This window comes from Leclercia sp. EC_58 (genome assembly GCF_019584355.1).
Lineage (GTDB): Bacteria > Pseudomonadota > Gammaproteobacteria > Enterobacterales > Enterobacteriaceae > Enterobacter.
On the sequence record NZ_VDAM01000001.1, the window covers coordinates 2,732,354 to 2,748,450 of the forward strand.

At 55.2% G+C, this 16,097-nt stretch carries 17 protein-coding genes and 1 tRNA gene; 8 read left to right on the forward strand and 10 right to left on the reverse strand.

The genetic code is table 11. The features are described 5' to 3' along the window. Positions 1-57 precede the first annotated feature (57 nt). Positions 58-1,113, reverse strand: a complete 1,056-nt coding sequence (gene ompA / locus FHC51_RS13295; protein ID WP_220435746.1) for a porin OmpA — start codon at positions 1,111-1,113, stop codon at positions 58-60. A 354-nt stretch (positions 1,114-1,467) separates the two neighbouring features. Beyond that, positions 1,468-1,977, reverse strand: coding sequence for an SOS-induced cell division inhibitor SulA (sulA, locus tag FHC51_RS13300; RefSeq protein WP_220435747.1), 510 nt, complete (start codon positions 1,975-1,977; stop codon positions 1,468-1,470). 217 nt (positions 1,978-2,194) lie between these two features. Here sulA and FHC51_RS13305 point away from each other — a divergent pair, with 217 nt between their 5' ends. Further along, positions 2,195-2,824, forward strand: coding sequence for a TfoX/Sxy family DNA transformation protein (locus FHC51_RS13305; protein ID WP_103823348.1), 630 nt, complete (start codon positions 2,195-2,197; stop codon positions 2,822-2,824). Here FHC51_RS13305 and yccS read toward each other — a convergent pair. Both yccS and FHC51_RS13315 read right to left on the reverse strand, forming a co-directional pair. After that, the gene (yccS, locus tag FHC51_RS13310; RefSeq protein WP_114315419.1) at positions 2,805-4,940 is read right to left on the reverse strand and encodes a YccS family putative transporter; all 2,136 of its coding nucleotides are present in this window, start codon (positions 4,938-4,940) and stop codon (positions 2,805-2,807) included. The genes FHC51_RS13305 and yccS overlap by 20 nt on opposite strands. A gap of 18 nt (positions 4,941-4,958) precedes the next feature. Next, positions 4,959-5,405 carry a YccF domain-containing protein gene (locus tag FHC51_RS13315; protein WP_103178960.1) on the reverse strand — a complete coding sequence of 149 codons (447 nt, stop codon included), beginning with the start codon at positions 5,403-5,405 and terminating at the stop codon, positions 4,959-4,961. Between the two features lie 123 nt (positions 5,406-5,528). Here FHC51_RS13315 and helD point away from each other — a divergent pair, with 123 nt between their 5' ends. Then, positions 5,529-7,583, forward strand: a complete 2,055-nt coding sequence (gene helD / locus FHC51_RS13320) for a DNA helicase IV (RefSeq protein ID WP_220435748.1) — start codon at positions 5,529-5,531, stop codon at positions 7,581-7,583. Positions 7,584-7,620: 37 nt separating this feature from the next. On the opposite strand, the gene mgsA is transcribed toward helD, so the two are convergent. Next, positions 7,621-8,079 (reverse strand): methylglyoxal synthase, encoded by a 459-nt coding sequence (gene mgsA / locus FHC51_RS13325; protein WP_103178962.1) that lies wholly within the window; start codon positions 8,077-8,079, stop codon positions 7,621-7,623. Positions 8,080-8,158: 79 nt separating this feature from the next. Beyond that, a complete protein-coding gene (locus tag FHC51_RS13330; protein ID WP_103178963.1) occupies positions 8,159-8,821 on the reverse strand; it encodes a DUF2057 family protein in 663 nt (220 codons plus the stop codon). 170 nt (positions 8,822-8,991) lie between these two features. On the opposite strand from FHC51_RS13330, the gene FHC51_RS13335 reads away from it, so the two are divergent. After that, complete coding sequence (locus tag FHC51_RS13335) at positions 8,992-9,405, forward strand: CoA-binding protein (RefSeq protein WP_220435749.1); 414 nt, start codon at positions 8,992-8,994, stop codon at positions 9,403-9,405. Between the two features lie 37 nt (positions 9,406-9,442). Here FHC51_RS13335 and hspQ read toward each other — a convergent pair whose 3' ends face one another. Together hspQ and rlmI are read right to left on the reverse strand one after the other, a co-directional pair. Further along, on the reverse strand, positions 9,443-9,760 hold the full coding sequence (gene hspQ, locus FHC51_RS13340) for a heat shock protein HspQ (RefSeq protein WP_103823342.1): 318 nt from the start codon (positions 9,758-9,760) through the stop codon (positions 9,443-9,445). Positions 9,761-9,820: 60 nt separating this feature from the next. Continuing rightward, entirely contained in the window at positions 9,821-11,011 is a 1,191-nt protein-coding gene (gene rlmI / locus FHC51_RS13345) for a 23S rRNA (cytosine(1962)-C(5))-methyltransferase RlmI (protein WP_220435750.1), read from the reverse strand. A gap of 175 nt (positions 11,012-11,186) precedes the next feature. Between rlmI and FHC51_RS13350 the strand changes: the two genes are divergently transcribed. The 3 genes from FHC51_RS13350 (at position 11,187) to yccX (ending at position 12,887) form a co-directional block, all read left to right on the forward strand. Beyond that, the gene (locus tag FHC51_RS13350; protein WP_220435751.1) at positions 11,187-11,744 is read left to right on the forward strand and encodes a kinase inhibitor; all 558 of its coding nucleotides are present in this window, start codon (positions 11,187-11,189) and stop codon (positions 11,742-11,744) included. 71 nt (positions 11,745-11,815) lie between these two features. Further along, on the forward strand, positions 11,816-12,544 hold the full coding sequence (locus tag FHC51_RS13355) for a helix-turn-helix transcriptional regulator (RefSeq protein ID WP_255585047.1): 729 nt from the start codon (positions 11,816-11,818) through the stop codon (positions 12,542-12,544). 61 nt (positions 12,545-12,605) lie between these two features. Beyond that, a complete protein-coding gene (yccX, locus tag FHC51_RS13360) occupies positions 12,606-12,887 on the forward strand; it encodes an acylphosphatase (protein ID WP_103823338.1) in 282 nt (93 codons plus the stop codon). Here the strand turns inward: yccX and tusE are convergent. Next, a complete protein-coding gene (gene tusE / locus FHC51_RS13365) occupies positions 12,884-13,213 on the reverse strand; it encodes a sulfurtransferase TusE (protein ID WP_103823605.1) in 330 nt (109 codons plus the stop codon). The two genes, yccX and tusE, sit on opposite strands and share 4 nt — an antisense overlap. 86 nt (positions 13,214-13,299) lie before the next feature. Further along, entirely contained in the window at positions 13,300-13,959 is a 660-nt protein-coding gene (yccA, locus tag FHC51_RS13370) for an FtsH protease modulator YccA (protein ID WP_103823337.1), read from the reverse strand. A gap of 267 nt (positions 13,960-14,226) precedes the next feature. On the opposite strand from yccA, the gene FHC51_RS13375 reads away from it, so the two are divergent. Next, the gene (locus FHC51_RS13375) at positions 14,227-15,855 is read left to right on the forward strand and encodes an ABC transporter substrate-binding protein (RefSeq protein WP_220435753.1); all 1,629 of its coding nucleotides are present in this window, start codon (positions 14,227-14,229) and stop codon (positions 15,853-15,855) included. 145 nt (positions 15,856-16,000) lie between these two features. Continuing rightward, positions 16,001-16,088: transfer RNA gene (locus FHC51_RS13380), tRNA-Ser, on the forward strand. Positions 16,089-16,097: the final 9 nt, after the last annotated feature.

Consider the following 16,097-nt stretch of genomic DNA (forward strand, 5'->3'; position numbering starts at 1 on the left):
TTACTTCAGGTAATAAAAAACCCCGCACCATGGCGGGGTTTTTTGTCAGACGATAACTTATGCCGCTGGCTGAGTTACAACGTCTTTGATGCCTTTAACTTCGATCTCTACGCGACGATCTGGAGCCAGGCAGTCGATCAGTGCAGCGCGAGCTTTCACGTTGTCACAGGTAGAACCGGTAACTGGGTTAGATTCGCCCATACCACGTGGGGAGATCTTGTTAGCCGGGATACCTTTAGAGATCAGGTAATCAACAACGGACTGAGCACGTTTCTCAGACAGACCCTGGTTGTAAGCGTCAGAACCGATACGGTCGGTGAAGCCCAGAACCACTACGGAACCATCTTTAGGATCCAGGTTGCTCAGCTGGGTGTACAGCTGATCCAGTGCCTGCTGACCTTCTGGTTTCAGGGTTGCTTTGTTGAAGTTGAACAGAACGTCAGACTTCAGAGTGAAGTGCTTGGTCTGTACTTCTGGAGCTGGAGCTGGAGCTGGAGCAACGATTGGCGCAGCTTCTTCCTGCTGGCCGAAACGGTAGGAAACACCTACGCTCAGCATGCCGTTGTCTGGACGAACACCAACGGTGTTGCCGTCGCCGATGTTGTTAACCCACTGGTATTCCAGACGGGTAGCAACGTCACGGGTCATAGCCCACTCAACGCCACCAGCGAATACTGGGGATACGCCGGTGTCATGGTCGTCGCCAGCGATGCTGTTGCTGGAGTCTGCACGCCATACCATACCGCCCAGACGGGTGTAGATGTCTACAGCGTCATTTACTGGGTAGCCCAGTTTAGCAGTCAGCTGAACGCCCTGAGCTTTGAATGCGCCGTTAACATCGTCGCCTTTGTAAGGCATACGGCCCAGCCAGTCGTAACCCATTTCGAAGCCAACGTACGGGTTAACCTGATAACCACCGAACGCGCCTGCGCCCAGCTGGCTTTCATGAGTTGGACCGTTGTTGTTCAGAGCGTCGTTATACCAGCCAGTGTCATGGAACTGAGACCAGCCCAGTTTAGCACCAGCGTACCAGGTATTATCTTTCGGAGCGGCCTGCGCTACGGTAGCGAAACCAGCCAGTGCCACTGCAATCGCGATAGCTGTCTTTTTCATTTTTTGCGCCTCGTTATCATCCAAAAATCGCCATGAGAATCTCAATGAGAGTCACGGTTAAATCCTTCACCGGGGGGCGGGGACAAAGAGTAAACCTACCGATATCTTCGGCTTAGGCCGAGCACCCCTGGCGATGTAAAGTCTACAACGTACCTGAAAACTTACAAGTGTGAACTCTGTCAGGCATATGAAAAAAAAAGTTTTGTATACACAATATTTAACATTTATTGCGCAATTTAAGGCGTGCTAAAATGAATAAAGCCGCGGCAGACAAGACTTTTCGCGGCTTTTATATAGAGAACCAACGGCGTACAGAGGGCGTAAAAAAAATTCCAGGAATACTCTTATTTTTACTTAATGATACAAATTGGAGTGAATTTTTAGCCCAGAAAGGTGTCCCTTGCCCAGAGCATTCATTCGAATGGGACGCATTATGAAGCCGAGTGCATTACCTTCTTCGGCGGCTTCAGCCAGACGATGTTGTTCCGTTTCCGTCAACTCGTGCGTAAACCAGCCGATCACGACGCTGTAATTCCCGGTACGCAACGCCCTCACCATTGAATCTACAGTATGGCATGGATCCATCTGACTTATCTGCATCACTTTTGTGAGCGGCAAGCCGGCGGACTGCACCCACTCCCGGCTCAATTTCTGCTGCGGCGTAAGCCACAGCTGCCAGCGAGACTGCTGACCAAGCTGCTGTAACAGGGGCAGCAATAACAGCTGCGTCATCATGGGCTGGTCTTCACGGTAGAGCACTTCACTAATCAGCCCGGTGGAAACAGGCGCAGTGGAATTCAGCGCGCTTTTACCTGCGGTTGAAGAGAAAGTAGTTGAACGGTTTGCATAGCCTGAAGAGTACATAATCAATCCAGCCCTGTAGTTACTGTATGGATATACAGTAACCCCTGTGCGACTAAAGATCAACCTCATTTTCGGAAAGCTCCTCGCAAATTTGGTTTGTAATTCAGTCGTATTGAAAAATCATCTTGCCGTTCGATTATAAGTTACCTATTTTTTGGCTAACGGATCCGTTAACAAACGAACTCACCATTACTCCATGATTTAAAAGGGAAATATCATGAAAAAGTTATCGTATGAACGGATCTATCAATCAGCAGAATACCTGTCTCCTCTCGGCGAGGTGCACTATCGCGCCCTGTTTGGCGGTTACACTCTGGCGGTAGATGACACGGTATTTGCCATGGTGTCGGAAGGGGAGTTATACCTGCGGGCCTGTGAGGAGAGCGCACCTTACTGTGTAAAACATGCCTCGACTTTCCTGTCGCTGGTAAAGCGGGGGCGGCCTGTGTTGTTGAACTACTATCGCGTTGATGAAGGACTCTGGCAGGATCGCGAAAAACTTCTGCAGCTCTCCTCGTTTGCGCTGGAAGCGGCGCGGCGGGAGCGCAGCGCACGCTATAAGCGCGAAAGGCTGAAAGATTTACCCAATCTCACCTTTCAACTGGAGATCCTGCTTTATGAAGCGGGCATCACCACCGAAGAGGCATTGCGCGCGCTGGGGGCGGAACAGTCCTGGCTGAAGATCAAAGCGCTGAACAAGCACCTCAGTTATAAGGTGCTGTTTGCACTGGAAGGGGCAATCACCGGGCTGCACGTCGCTGCACTCCCGGAAGTCAGACGCCAGGAGCTTGTGGAGTGGTACAAAAAGCTGCCGGTAGAGACTCCCCTCACTCCGGCAGCTGATTAACGTGCTGCTGTAGGCGACAAATTTCTGGCAGCAACGCGATGAGCAGACCAATTTGCTGCAGAACCAGAGGCGCTTTGCTCTCGGCTCCCGGCTCAATATGTGAAATGCGTTGCGCCAGTTCGCTTAATGCCTGCTGAACACGAGGCTCATCCGCCGGACGTTGATGAAGTGCATCATCAACGTAGCAGACCGCATCGTCGAGCAATCCCAGGATTGCGGGGCTGGTGAGCCGCTCGCGGTGCGCGCCCAACGCGGCGATATAGCTGGTAAAAGTATGGTTCAGGCACAGCAAACGGAATGCGACTTCACGGGTTTCTGCGGTTGCCCGCGGCTCCGTGGACATATTCGACACCACAGACGCCAGCTCCGCGTCGCGGTTATAGGCGTCACGCCGGGCGATACGGTACGCCAGGCGGTTATCGCGCCCCTGATGATACTGCTCAAGAATGGCATCAAGATAACGGCAGTTGGCGTTCATCGCCTGATCCAGCACCCGAGGCAGATTACGGAACCGCCAGTCCGGCCAGATGAAACTCACCGCAGCCCAGGCAATGGCGCAGCCAATTAACGTATCAATGACGCGCGGCAGGGCCACCTCAAAACCTTCCCCGAGCAGGTTGAAGCAGAGCAGCACCAGCAGAGTGATAAACATGGTGGCGTGGGCATATTGCACATTACGAAACGCAAAAAACAGCACGCCGGTGATCACAATTAAGATCAGCTGACCTTCCAGCGAAGGAACAAAGTAAAGGATGGGTAACCCGACAGCGACCCCAACCAGGGTGCCGAGAATACGCAGCGCCAGTCGGTGGCGGGTGGCGTTGTAGTTCGGCTGACAGACAAAGAGGCTGGTGAGCAAAATCCAGTAGCCGTGATTAAGCCCGGTTATCTGTATAAAAGCATAACCAATACAGAGCACCAGCGACATCCTCACCGCATGGCGAAACAGCGCCGATTCCGGGGAAAAATGACGACTTAAACGCAGCCAGATGTCGCTAAACCCATGCAGGCTGTCATCCGCAAGCTGGTTATTCACATCATTACCGGGTGTTGCCAGCGCCTGTTCAGATTCGATGGTGGCGAGCTGGGCATCAATGGCGCGTAAATTATTTAACAGAAACCCCAGCGCTTTCATCTGCTCAGCAGAGGTGCCGCTGGCCTGAACACGGTCGAGCGCCGCATCCAGGTGGGTAAATGCGCGTTCAAATCGCGGATCGTGTTGATAAGGGGTGCGCAGCAGAATGGAGCGCGACAGCTGCTGGCAGGCTTGCGACTGCATCGACAACAGGCGCTGGAAGCGGAACATCACGTCGCTGTAGCGAAACTTTTCGCGCAGTTCGGCGTACTGAATATGCGATGAGCTGGCGCGCTCGTGGATATCCTGCGCCACAAAGTAATAGTGTAGGGTTCGGCGGGTGCCGCGCTGACCACGATCGCCGCGTAAACGGGTGAGTAACGATGCTTTGGTCTGGTTTAGCGTAGTCACCAGTTGCCCGTTCGCCAGGGCCAGATCGTACAGCGGTGCCTGGCCGTCATCTTCGATATCTGGATCGAAGAGCCGGGACTTTAATTCCAGATAGTGGGCCAGCTGCTCGTAGCTGCGGGCAAGATTATCCTGTAACGGGCGAATGGGGAAAATAAGATGCCCGGCGAGCGTCAGCAGGTTATACCAGACCGCGCCCAGCAACAGCAGCACCGGCTGTTGATACCACTGGTCATACAGCGACACCCCCAGCATGGTATAGATGGCAATAAGCAGCGCGCCAAAGGCGATGGTGGCGTAGCGCTGGCCCAGCCCACCCAACAGGATAAAAACGCTGGTGGAGAGCGTCAGCCCAATCGCGAAAAACCACGGCCACGGGAAGAGCAGCTCAACTGATGCAGAGGCGATAAAAAAGCAGATCAGGGTGATGACCAGATTGCGCAGCCGACCGGTAAGGCGATCGTCCAGGTCGGCCAGCGCGCCGGCAACCACCCCCAGCGTCAGCGGGATGGTCAGCTTTACTTCGCCCAGCCACCAGGGCAGGGCGGTACTGCCACACAGGGCAATAAAGATCCGGGCATTGTAGAGCCAGGCGCTGTTCAGGGTGTAGCGGCGAAGCAGGGGGCTTAGCATGTGCGCGCGAGGTCCTTGTTACGGAAAACGGCGGCGGGCGTTGGCTTCCCGCGCGGCGCGAGCCACTTCCACCGGCACAACCCGGCGTCCGACCGGCCAGAGGGCGATGGCGGCAATTTTGAAATTGGCAATCCCGACGGGGATACCAATCAGGGTCAGGCACTGGGCGATCCCCGCCGCAATATGCATCACACACAGCCACCAGCCGAAAAAGATCAGCCACAGAATATTGAGCAGCGTTCCGCCGGTGTTCATCAGCGTACTTTTACTGTCAGGCTCCAGTTCATCCACATGAACCGCTTCGTTACCGTAAGGCACCAGCGAGAGTTTGGTGATTTCCCAGCAGGAGCGCGTCAGCGGCAGGGTGAAGATCAGCACCACGCTGACCAGCGTCGCCAGCAGCCAGGAGAGGGTAGTGACAAAACCACCCAGCACAAAATTCAAAATATTCAGAACGGTACGCATAAAACCTCAATTCTTACCGGAATGGTGAAGCCCTGATGATTGTAACGTTTTTTTGCGCTGGAGCACCTGAAAACTGGCAGTTAAACTGTTATGCAATTATTCACGTCGTGGATCAGGCTGGACATGGAACTGAAAGCAACATCGTTAGGCAAGCGCCTGGCACAACATCCGTACGACAAAGTCGTTCTGCTCAACGCCGGGGTCAAGGTCTCAGGCGAACGTCATGAATATCTCATCCCTTTCAATCAGCTATTGGCCATTCACTGCAAACGCGGCCTGGTCTGGGGGGAGCTGGAGTTTGTTCTGCCCGATGAAAAAGTGGTCCGCCTGCATGGCACCGAATGGGCGGAAACCCAGCGTTTTCACCGTCATCTGAACACGCTCTGGCAGCAGTGGAGTGCTGAAATGAGTGAGGTGGCGGCGCAGGTCCTGCAAAACGCGCTGAATGACATTGCCGCAACAAATGAGCAAAACAGCTGGCTGACGCGGGAAAAAACGCTCGGTCTACAGCAAAAAATTCGCCAGGCGTTACAGGCCTTGCCGTTGTCCGTCTCACGGCTCGACGAGTTTGATAACTGCCGGGAAGCCTGGCGTCAGTGTCAGGCCTGGCTGAAGGACATTGACCAGAGCAGGCTGGCGCACAATCAGGCGTGGACCGACGCCATGCTCAGCCAGTATGCGGACTTTTTTGCCGGTATAGAGTCTTCCCCCCTCAATCCGGCCCAGGCCCGGGCGGTGGTCAACGGCGAGTCGTCGCTGCTGGTGCTGGCCGGTGCCGGTAGCGGCAAAACCTCGGTGCTGGTGGCCCGGGCAGGCTGGCTGCTGACCCGCAATGAAGCCTCTGCCGATCAGATTTTACTCCTGGCCTTTGGCCGTAAGGCGGCCCAGGAGATGGATGAGCGGATCGAGGCGCGGCTGCATACCCGCGACATTACCGCCCGGACCTTCCACGCCCTGGCCCTGCACATCATTCAGCAGGGGAGTAAAAAAGTGCCCGTGGTCAGCGAGCTTGAAAACGACACCGCGGCGCGACAGAAGCTATTTATCGATGCCTGGCAGCAGCAGTGCAGCGAGAAAAAAGCGCAGGCCAAAGGCTGGCGCCAGTGGCTGGAAGAGGAGCTGAACTGGGACGTACCGGAGGGCAGTTTCTGGCAAAACGAGAAGCTGGCGCGCCGACTGGCACCCCGGCTCGATCGCTGGGTGAGCCTGATGCGCATGCACGGCGGCGCTCAGGCAGAGATGATTGCCGGGGCCCCTGAAGAGGTGCGGGCGCTGTTTTCAAAGCGGGTGAAGTTAATGGCACCGCTGCTTAAGGCGTGGAAAGCTGCCCTGAAGGCAGAAAACGCCGTTGATTTTTCCGGCCTGATTCATCAGGCGATCGTTATTCTGGAGAAAGGCCGTTTTATCAGCCCCTGGAAACACATTCTGGTGGATGAGTTTCAGGACATCTCCCCTCAGCGTGCGGCGCTGCTGGCAGCGCTGCGGGCACAGAACAAGCACACCACCCTGTTCGTCGTGGGGGATGACTGGCAGGCGATCTATCGCTTCAGTGGCGCGCAGCTGTCGCTGACTACCGCGTTTCACCATTACTTTGGCGAAGGCGATCGCTGCGATCTGGATACCACCTACCGCTTCAATAACCGGATCGGTGAGATCGCCAACCGCTTTATCCAGCAGAACCCGCATCAGTTAGCAAAACCGCTGAACAGCCTCTCGGCAGGGGACAAAAAAGCGGTCACGCTGCTGGGAGACGATCAGCTCGATGCCCTGCTGGATAAGCTCAGCGGTTACGCCAGACCGGAGGAGCGCATTCTGGTACTGGCGCGCTATCACCATCTCAAGCCGGCCAGCCTGGAGAAAGCCGCGACCCGCTGGCCAAAATTGCAGCTGGATTTTATGACCATCCACGCCAGCAAGGGGCAGCAGGCGGACTATGTCATCGTCGTGGGGTTACAGGAGGGGAGCGACGGTTTCCCGGCGCCGGCGCGTGAATCGGTCATGGAGCAGGCTCTGCTGCCTGCGATGGAAGACTTTCCTGATGCCGAAGAGCGGCGATTGTTATATGTGGCGAAGACCCGCGCCCGTCACCGGGTCTGGCTGCTGTTTAATAAAGAGCAGCCGTCACGTTTTGTGGAGATGCTGAAAAACATCGATGTGCCGGTGGCGCGTAAACCGTAGGCCGGGTAAGGCGAAGCCGCCACCCGGCAGGACACATTTACTTCAGACGTTCAGCCAGATAGCGCTGATAATCCGGGATCAGGATCTCCACCGGCGAGTTGAACTGCGGGGATTCGATAATAAAGTCCGCCGTCGACAGGTTAGTGGCAACTGGAATATTCCATACCGTAGCCAGACGCAGCAGGGCTTTTACATCCGGATCGTGCGGTACCGCATTGAGCGGGTCCCAGAAGAAGATCAGCACATCAATCTTTCCTTCCGAAATCTGGGCGCCCACCTGCTGATCGCCCCCCATAGGGCCGCTCAGCATGGCATTCACCTGCAGCCCGGTCTCCCGATGGATCAGGTTGCCGGTTGTTCCGGTGGCCGAAAGCTGATGTTGTCCCAGCAGGGATTTATGACGCTGGACCCAGTTGAGCAGCATCTGTTTGCAGTGATCGTGCGCGACAAGGGCAATATGTTTGCGTTCCGGCAGTGTGCGGGTTGTGAGTTCCATAGTCTCTATCCGTTAGTTAACTGGCTACAGATTACTGGAAGCACCTGACGCTGCAAGAGAAAGGGATAAAAAATGCGGCTCAGGACGAGGGTTGTTGTTTCGCCCATTGCAGGAAACGGCTTCGGGTCTCGGGATCGGCCTGGGCAAACCAGTATTTCAGGCGCTGCTCCGTCATGCTCTGGGATTGCGGTGGCGGCATATCCAGTTCAGACACGCCGGATAAGAGCGTGCTGTCATCGGCCATGGTGGTAGAAAACTGCGGTATCGAGGCGCTCTGCCCGGCTTTGTTATAGCGCTCGGTGTCGTACTCGTAATTGACGCCGTTCGGCGTATTGGTGATCGCCAGAATATCCAGCTTGACCGGAATCGGGGTCGCGTCGCCATCCAGCAACTCAATTTGCGGTGATTTATCAAAAAGTTGTGACTCTTTTTCTGTTTCCAGCCGCGGAAGGCTAAAATTAACCTGACTGATCCGCTGGGTGTTAAAGCTGGCGACCAGAGGAGGGGAGATATAGATGCGCTCCTCGTGATTGCCAAGGCGAATGGTTTTTTCTACCCGGAAGACAATCTGATGCGGACCGTTGTCGAGTTCTATGCTATCGGCGCCGCGCAGCAGGGAACTGGAGACTTTTTTGCCATCAAGTACCAGCAGGTCGATGTCTGTAGAGAGCCGCAGCGTTGTGGCGAAAACGCAAACCGGCATGAGCAGCGCAAACAGACTCCAGGCAATGCCGGTTTTCATAGAGAGCCCTCTTAAAAGACATGCGTCTTGAATAATGTATCAAAATTTTTCGTTAATCATATTTACTAACATATAGACAGGGTCCGGCAATTTGCCCTCATACAGACGTATGGGATGAGAAGTTGCTTAACGGCGTTGATACCCGGTTTGAACGAGCCAGGAGGAGATAAATGAAAGAGAACAACATAGCTGACATCCTTACCACCACCCGAACCATTGCCTTGGTAGGGGCGAGTGATAAGCCCGATCGCCCAAGTTATCGGGTGATGAAATATCTGCTCGACCAGGGCTATCACGTGATCCCGGTATCACCAAAAGTGGCGGGTAAAACATTGCTGGGCCAGCAGGGGTACAGCACCCTGGCGGAAGTACCGGAAAAAATCGACATGGTGGATGTGTTCCGCAACTCTGAAGCGGCCTGGGGGGTGGCGCAGGAAGCCATTGCAGTCGGGGCGAAAACGTTGTGGTTACAGCTCGGGGTGATTAACGAACAGGCAGCGGTGCTGGCACGGGACGCAGGCCTGAATGTGGTGATGGATCGCTGCCCGGCGATTGAGATCCCACGCCTCGGGATGGCGAAGTAATAAAAAACCCGGTCAGCCTTGGGCTACCGGGTTTTCATTAGTTACGCAGGCGCGGCGCCTGCAACTGTTTACGGATCGTTTGCGCCAGTTCATCCATCGATGGCTGTTCAGGATGTTCATCCTGCTGTTCGCTACTTAACTGGGCTTCGGCAAGATAGGTATGCACGGCCTGGCCATCATCATCTTCCATAACCACGTGGTACCAGGGCGCGGCGCGGAGTTCTGCATTCACCGCCAGCTCATCCGCTGACGGTTCGTCGAGGGAATATTCCGGGTCGATATCCACGACCACGCCCAGATAACCTAACAGGGAATGGCGGACCTGCTGGCCGATACCGAATTTGCTGGCATTCATAGTCACCTCCCGGGAAACGTTACTTACACTATAGGTGTGGGCAACATTCCACTTTTCAAGTTACATGATGCGACAGGCAAATCCTTTCAGATACAGCCCTTCCGGATAGGTAGCGATCACCGGATGATCGGCCGCCTGACGGAACTGCTCTATAAATTGTACATCACGACCAGCATCTACAGCGGCATCCGCGATAATTTTCTGGAATAATTCGGTGGTCATCAGGCCGGAACAGGAGAAGGTCAGCAACACACCGCCTGGGTTAAGCAGCTGGATGGCGAGCATATTAATGTCTTTATACCCACGGCAGGCGCCCATCAGCTGGTTTTTATTTTCCACGAACTTCGGCGGATCCATCACGATCACGTCAAACTTCTCGCCCTGGTCGCGGTATTTGCGCAGCAGCTTAAAGACGTCATCGCGGACAAATTCGGCTTTGCTCAGATCCAGCTTGTTCAGCTCAACGTTCTGCTTCGCCACGTCCAGCGCTTCCTGGGACGTATCCACGCTCACCACCTGACGACATCCGCCCATCAGCGCTGACACCGCAAAACCGCCGGTGTAGGAGAAGCAGTTCAGCACGCGCTTGTCGGCAACGTACTGGCGTGTTGCCAGACGGCTGTCGCGCTGATCGAGGTAGTAACCGGTTTTGTGGCCGCCCTGAATATCCACCAGCAGTTTCATGCCGTGCTCTTCGATAGGCAGCAGGGCAGGTGGCAGTTCACCCGTTACCGGACCCTGGGTCAGTTCCATGCCCTCTTTTTTACGCACCGCGACGTCGCTGCGATCGTAAATGGCACACTCTGGGAACAGTGTCTGCAGCGCGCTGATTAACGCCGCACGCTGATACTCTGCCCCCGCGCTTAGCAGCTGCAGCACCAGGAAATTGCCAAAACGGTCGATGGTCACGCCTGGCAGACCGTCGGATTCACCGGCGATCAGGCGGTAGCTGTCCAGCCCGTCGCGTTTTGCCAGCCAGTCGCGCCACTGCTGCGCCTGCTGCAGGCGACGGACGAAGAAATCGATATCGATGGATTCCTCTTTATCAAACGTCCAGACGCGCGCCCGGATCTGGGACGCAGGCGAGTATGCGCCGCGCGCTAACCATTTCCCCTGGTGGTCAACGATATCGATGGTTTCACCGAGGCTGGCTTTGCCTTCCATACGGGCAACTGCACCGGAGAAGACCCAGGGATGGCGGCGCAGCAATGATTTCTCGCGCCCTTTGGCTAACACTAAACGTACACTCATAATTTTCTGTTCTGTCGATTCCAGGGAAATGGCGCGTAGAGTAGCACAGATGGTCAGTGGCAATCATCTGCGGACACTATTGAGCGTTTCGGCACATTTTAAAATCGCTCAGGCACATTATGAATTCGTCGTGAGCTTTAGAGTGAGGTTTCCGGTTCAGCAAAAGGAAACCACAATGAAAAAGCACATTGCTATCGCCGCCATGACGCTGGCGACAATCAGTTTTACTGCGTCTGCGGCATTGCCGTTTAGTCTCAGCAGTCAGGATATCGCCGACGGCCACCCCTTAACGCAACAGCAGGTTTTTACCGGGTTTGGCTGCAAGGGAGGGAATGCCTCGCCACAGCTGGCCTGGCAGCATCCCCCTGCGGGCACAAAAAGTTTTGCCATCACGGCCTACGATCCTGCCGCCCCCACCGGCAGCGGCTGGTGGCACTGGACCCTGGTCAATCTTCCCGCTCACACGCTGAGCCTGCCCGCTGGCGCCGGAAAAACGGACAGCGATAAATTACCCGCAGGGGCGGTGCAGGGGCGGAATGATTTCGGGTATGCTGGCTTCGGTGGGGCGTGTCCGCCGGAAGGGGATAAACCGCACCCCTATCAGTTCACCGTCTGGGCGCTGAACGTAGATAAACTGCCCATCGACAGTAATGCCAGCGGCGCCCTGGTCGGCTTCATGCTCAACAGCCACGTACTGGCGAAAGCGCAATTAACCGCAACATACGCACGATAAAAGGTGGTCCGGTGCAGGATTTTCATTTTCAACATAATCATCTGACAGCGGCTGAGGTCAATGCCAGCAAGATGCATCGCCTGCACCACGTAAAGCTTTTTTACCCGGCCATTTGCCACATTACACACGGCAGCAAGGTGATTATTCAGGAGGAGCGACGCTTGGTGGCGACGCCGGATGAGCTAATCATTATTCCGGCGAACACCCCAATGGAGATTATTAACCAGCCCGCGCAGGAGCTGTTTCATTCCGATCTGCTGCTGTTATCCCCCGACATTATCGCCGAGTTTAAAACACGCTACCTGCAATCCTGGCCGCGCGCCAGAACGGACTCGCTGTGTGCTCCGCTCAGCGAAGGGCTGGCCTTTATGTGGGGCAATCTGCTGCATGCGGTGCGGCACGGTTTTCCGGAAGAGCTGCAAAAGCATCAGGCCTTCGGGCTCTTGCTGGCGCTGCTGCATGATGGGGTGGCCGGGCCGCTGCTTATCGAGAGAAATATCAATCTTACCGAGCAGGTGCGGCATTTCATCATGCTGTCGCCCGGTAAGGCATGGACCGCGCAGGAGATCGCCAGCCGTCTGGCCGTAAGCGTACCCACCTTGCGCCGTCGCTTGCGGGAAGAGTCGCAAAGTTTTCGCCAGATTGTGGAGGAGGTACGCATGGCGGTAGCGCTCTCGCAGCTACAGTCGACCCGCCTGCCCATCGGCGAGATCGCCATGCAGTGCGGGTATCTGTCCAGCTCGCGTTTTACGGCTCGTTTCCGCCAGCATTACGGCTGTTTACCCAAAACGCTGCGCTAAACCTGGAGCCATAATTTGCTATTCTTTGGATTCAGGTCAGGCATGGATAAGGGGAGGGAGTATGGCAAATGTCTGCATCATCGCGTGGGTTCACGGCACGGTTCAGGGTGTGGGCTTTCGTTACAGCACGCAGCGAGAAGCCACGGAGTTGGGGCTGACCGGTTACGCGCGTAATATGGATGACGGAAGCGTCGAAGTAGTGGCCTGCGGCGAGGCGGAACAGGTCGATAAACTGCTCGCCTGGCTTAAGGCGGGCGGACCGCGCATTGCACGGGTTGAAAAGGTTCTGTCAGAACCGCATCAACCCGGCCGGGAATACGTGAACTTCGGTATTCGCTATTAAATGCACTTCACGGGCTTAGGCAGACCGGCGATTTTGGTCGCCTGTTTTGCCGGGCCTTTCGGGAACAGACGATAGAGATAGCGGCTGTTGCCTTTCTCCTCGCCATATTTATTGGCCATCGCTTTGACCAGCATGCGTATGGCGGGCGAGGTGTTAAATTCCAGATAGAAGTCGCGCACAAAGCGCACCACTTCCCAGTGCTCTGGCGTCAGGGCAATAGACTCTTTTTCGGCGATAATCGCCGCCAGCCCTTCGCTCCACTGGCTGGTCTCTTTCAGATAGCCTTCGCTATCGGTCTCAATCTCTTTACCTTCAAAGTTCAGCATAATCATCACGGAATTATCGAAAACTGCGACAGTTTACCAAAAAAGAAAGCCCCGCATAAGCGGGGCTTGTTACAGAGCACTGTCGGTTAATCGCGGCTGGCGAAGCCCAGGATGCTCAACAGGCTGACGAAGATGTTGTACAGCGACACATACAGGCTCACGGTAGCGCGGATGTAGTTCGTCTCACCGCCATGAATGATGTTGCTGGTTTCCATCAGGATCGCCCCGGAGGAGATCAGGATGAACACCGCGCTGATAGCCAGGTGCAGGGCCGGCAGCTGCAGGAAGATATTCGCCACCATACCGATCAGCACCACCACGATGCCCGCCATCAGCATACCGCCGAGGAAGGACATGTCTTTGCGGGTGGTCAGTACGTAGGCAGAGCAGCAGAAGAAGACCAGCGCGGTACCGCCCAGCGCCAGGCCGATCAGATCGCCCATACCGGCGGACAGGTAAGTATTAAGCATTGGCCCCAGGATGTAGCCCAGGAAACCGGTGAAGGCGAACGCCGACAAAATACCTACCGGCTTGTTAGCCGTTTTGTAGGTCAGGAACATCAGACCATACATACCAACCAGAGTCAGGATCAGCCCCGGCGATGGCAGCATCAGCACGGTGCTGGCGGTGGCCGTCAGCGCGGAGAAGGCCAGCGTCAGGCTGAGCATAAAGTAGGTGTTGCGCAGCACCTTGTGGGTGCTGAGTAGCGATGTGCGGTCGCGTGAAGAACTAATAATACGATCCATGAGTCACTCTCTTATGACAGATGTAATTGACGGCAAGAATAGAAAACGACGCGCCGGTTATAAAATGGTTTTACCCATCTTTACTCAGCATCTTAGGTATTGAGGTAGCATGAAATGTTCCATAACCTCCGCAATGTAGCACGAACCCCGGTTTGTCAGGATTAATCAGATCAAGCTCTTATAGGTCACTGAAATATATTGCCTTATTCCTGACTCAACGCTAAGAGTTATTTTGCGTCGACAAAACGAAACGATAAGGCGAAGGACATGAAACCCTCATCACAAGCAACATTTACGCTCTCTTTACTGACGGCAGGCATCCTGTGCGCAAGCACAACGGCGTTCGCCGCCAGTGTACCGGCAGGAACAGAGCTGGCAGAGAAGCAGGAACTGGTCAGGAATAATGGCAATGAACCGGCATCGCTCGATCCGCATAAAGTCGAAAGCGATGTCGAATTTAATATTATCAGCGATATATTCGACGGGCTGGTGAGCGTCTCGCCGCAAGGTGAGATCCAGCCGCGGCTGGCCGAGAAATGGGAGAACAAAGACAACACCGTCTGGACCTTCCATCTCCGCCCGGGGATTACCTGGAGCGACGGTACAGCGATTACAGCCCAGGACGTGGTCTGGAGCTGGCAGCGGCTGGTGGATCCCAAAACCGTCTCGCCGTATGCCAGCTTCCCCGGCAACATGCATATGGTCAACGCCGCCGATATCGCCGAGGGGAAAAAAGCCCCTGATACCCTGGGGGTGAAGGCGCTGAACGACACCACCCTGGAAGTGACGCTGGATCAGCCCAACGCGGCATTTCTTGCCATGCTGGCGCACCCGTCGCTGGTGCCGGTGGATAAGGTCCTGATTGGTCGCTACGGCGATAAATGGTCCAGGCCGGAACACTTTGTTGGCAGCGGGGCCTATACCCTCAAGCAGTGGGTGGTCAACGAGCGGATTGTCGCTGAGCGCAACCCGCGCTACTGGGATAATGCCCATACGGTGATTAACAAGGTGACTTATCTGCCCATCACCTCCGAAGCCGCCGACGTGAACCGCTACAGGGCGGGTGAAATCGATATCGCTTATACACTTCCTATCAACCAGTTCGCGCAGCTGCAAAAAACGCTGGGCAAAGAGGTGGATGTCTCGCCGCAGCTGGCAACCTACTACTACCAGTTCAATACCTCCCGTCCCCCGTTTAACGATCCGCGCGTACGCAAGGCGCTGAACCTGGCGCTGGATAAAGAGATTATTGCCGGGAAGGTGCTGGGGCAGGGGCAGCGTCCAGCGTGGGTGATTAGCCAGCCGGATATCGGCGGGGTGAAACTGAAAAATCCGGATTACGCCAGCTGGCCGATGGATAAACGCATCGCCGAAGCGAAAAAACTGCTGAACGAAGCAGGCTTTAACGACGGCCACCCGCTCAGCTTTAACCTCCTGTATAACACCTCGGAATCCCACCAGCGGATTGCCATTGCCGTCAGCTCGATGTGGAAGAAAAACCTCGGCGTAGAGGCGAAGCTGCAAAACCAGGAGTGGAAAACGATGCTGGACACCATGCATACCCACAATTTTGACGCGGTGCGCTACGCCTGGATCGCCGATTTCGACGATGCGGCGACTTTCCTGAATAACTTCCGTACCGGTGACAGTCAGAACACCAGTCAGTACAGCAATGCGGCCTATGACGAGGCGCTGGCCAATGCCGCAAAGGCAAAAACCACCGCCGAGCGCGGTACGTACTACCAGCAGGCAGAAGATCTACTGGCGCGGGATGTCCCGGCTATTCCGGTCTATCACTACGTGCGTACCCATCTGGTGAAGCCGTGGGTGGGCGGTTTTACGCCGGATAAGCTGGGGTACTACTTCACCAAAGATATGTATATCAAAAAACATTGAGCGGTCAGCGCGTGATTTTGTGCTGATAAAATGGTCAGGATGTTGGCCATTCAACCGATTAAACGCATTTTGACTATTTTTCAGGCGAACGATCGCGGGCACGCTTTACAGGGTGCAAGGAGGTGTTTATAGTTCGCCTCATTCTGGAAGTGTGGCCGAGCGGTTGAAGGCACCGGTCTTGAAAACCGGCGACCCGAAAGGGTTCCAGAGTTCGAATCTCTGCGCTTCCGCCAGATTAGATA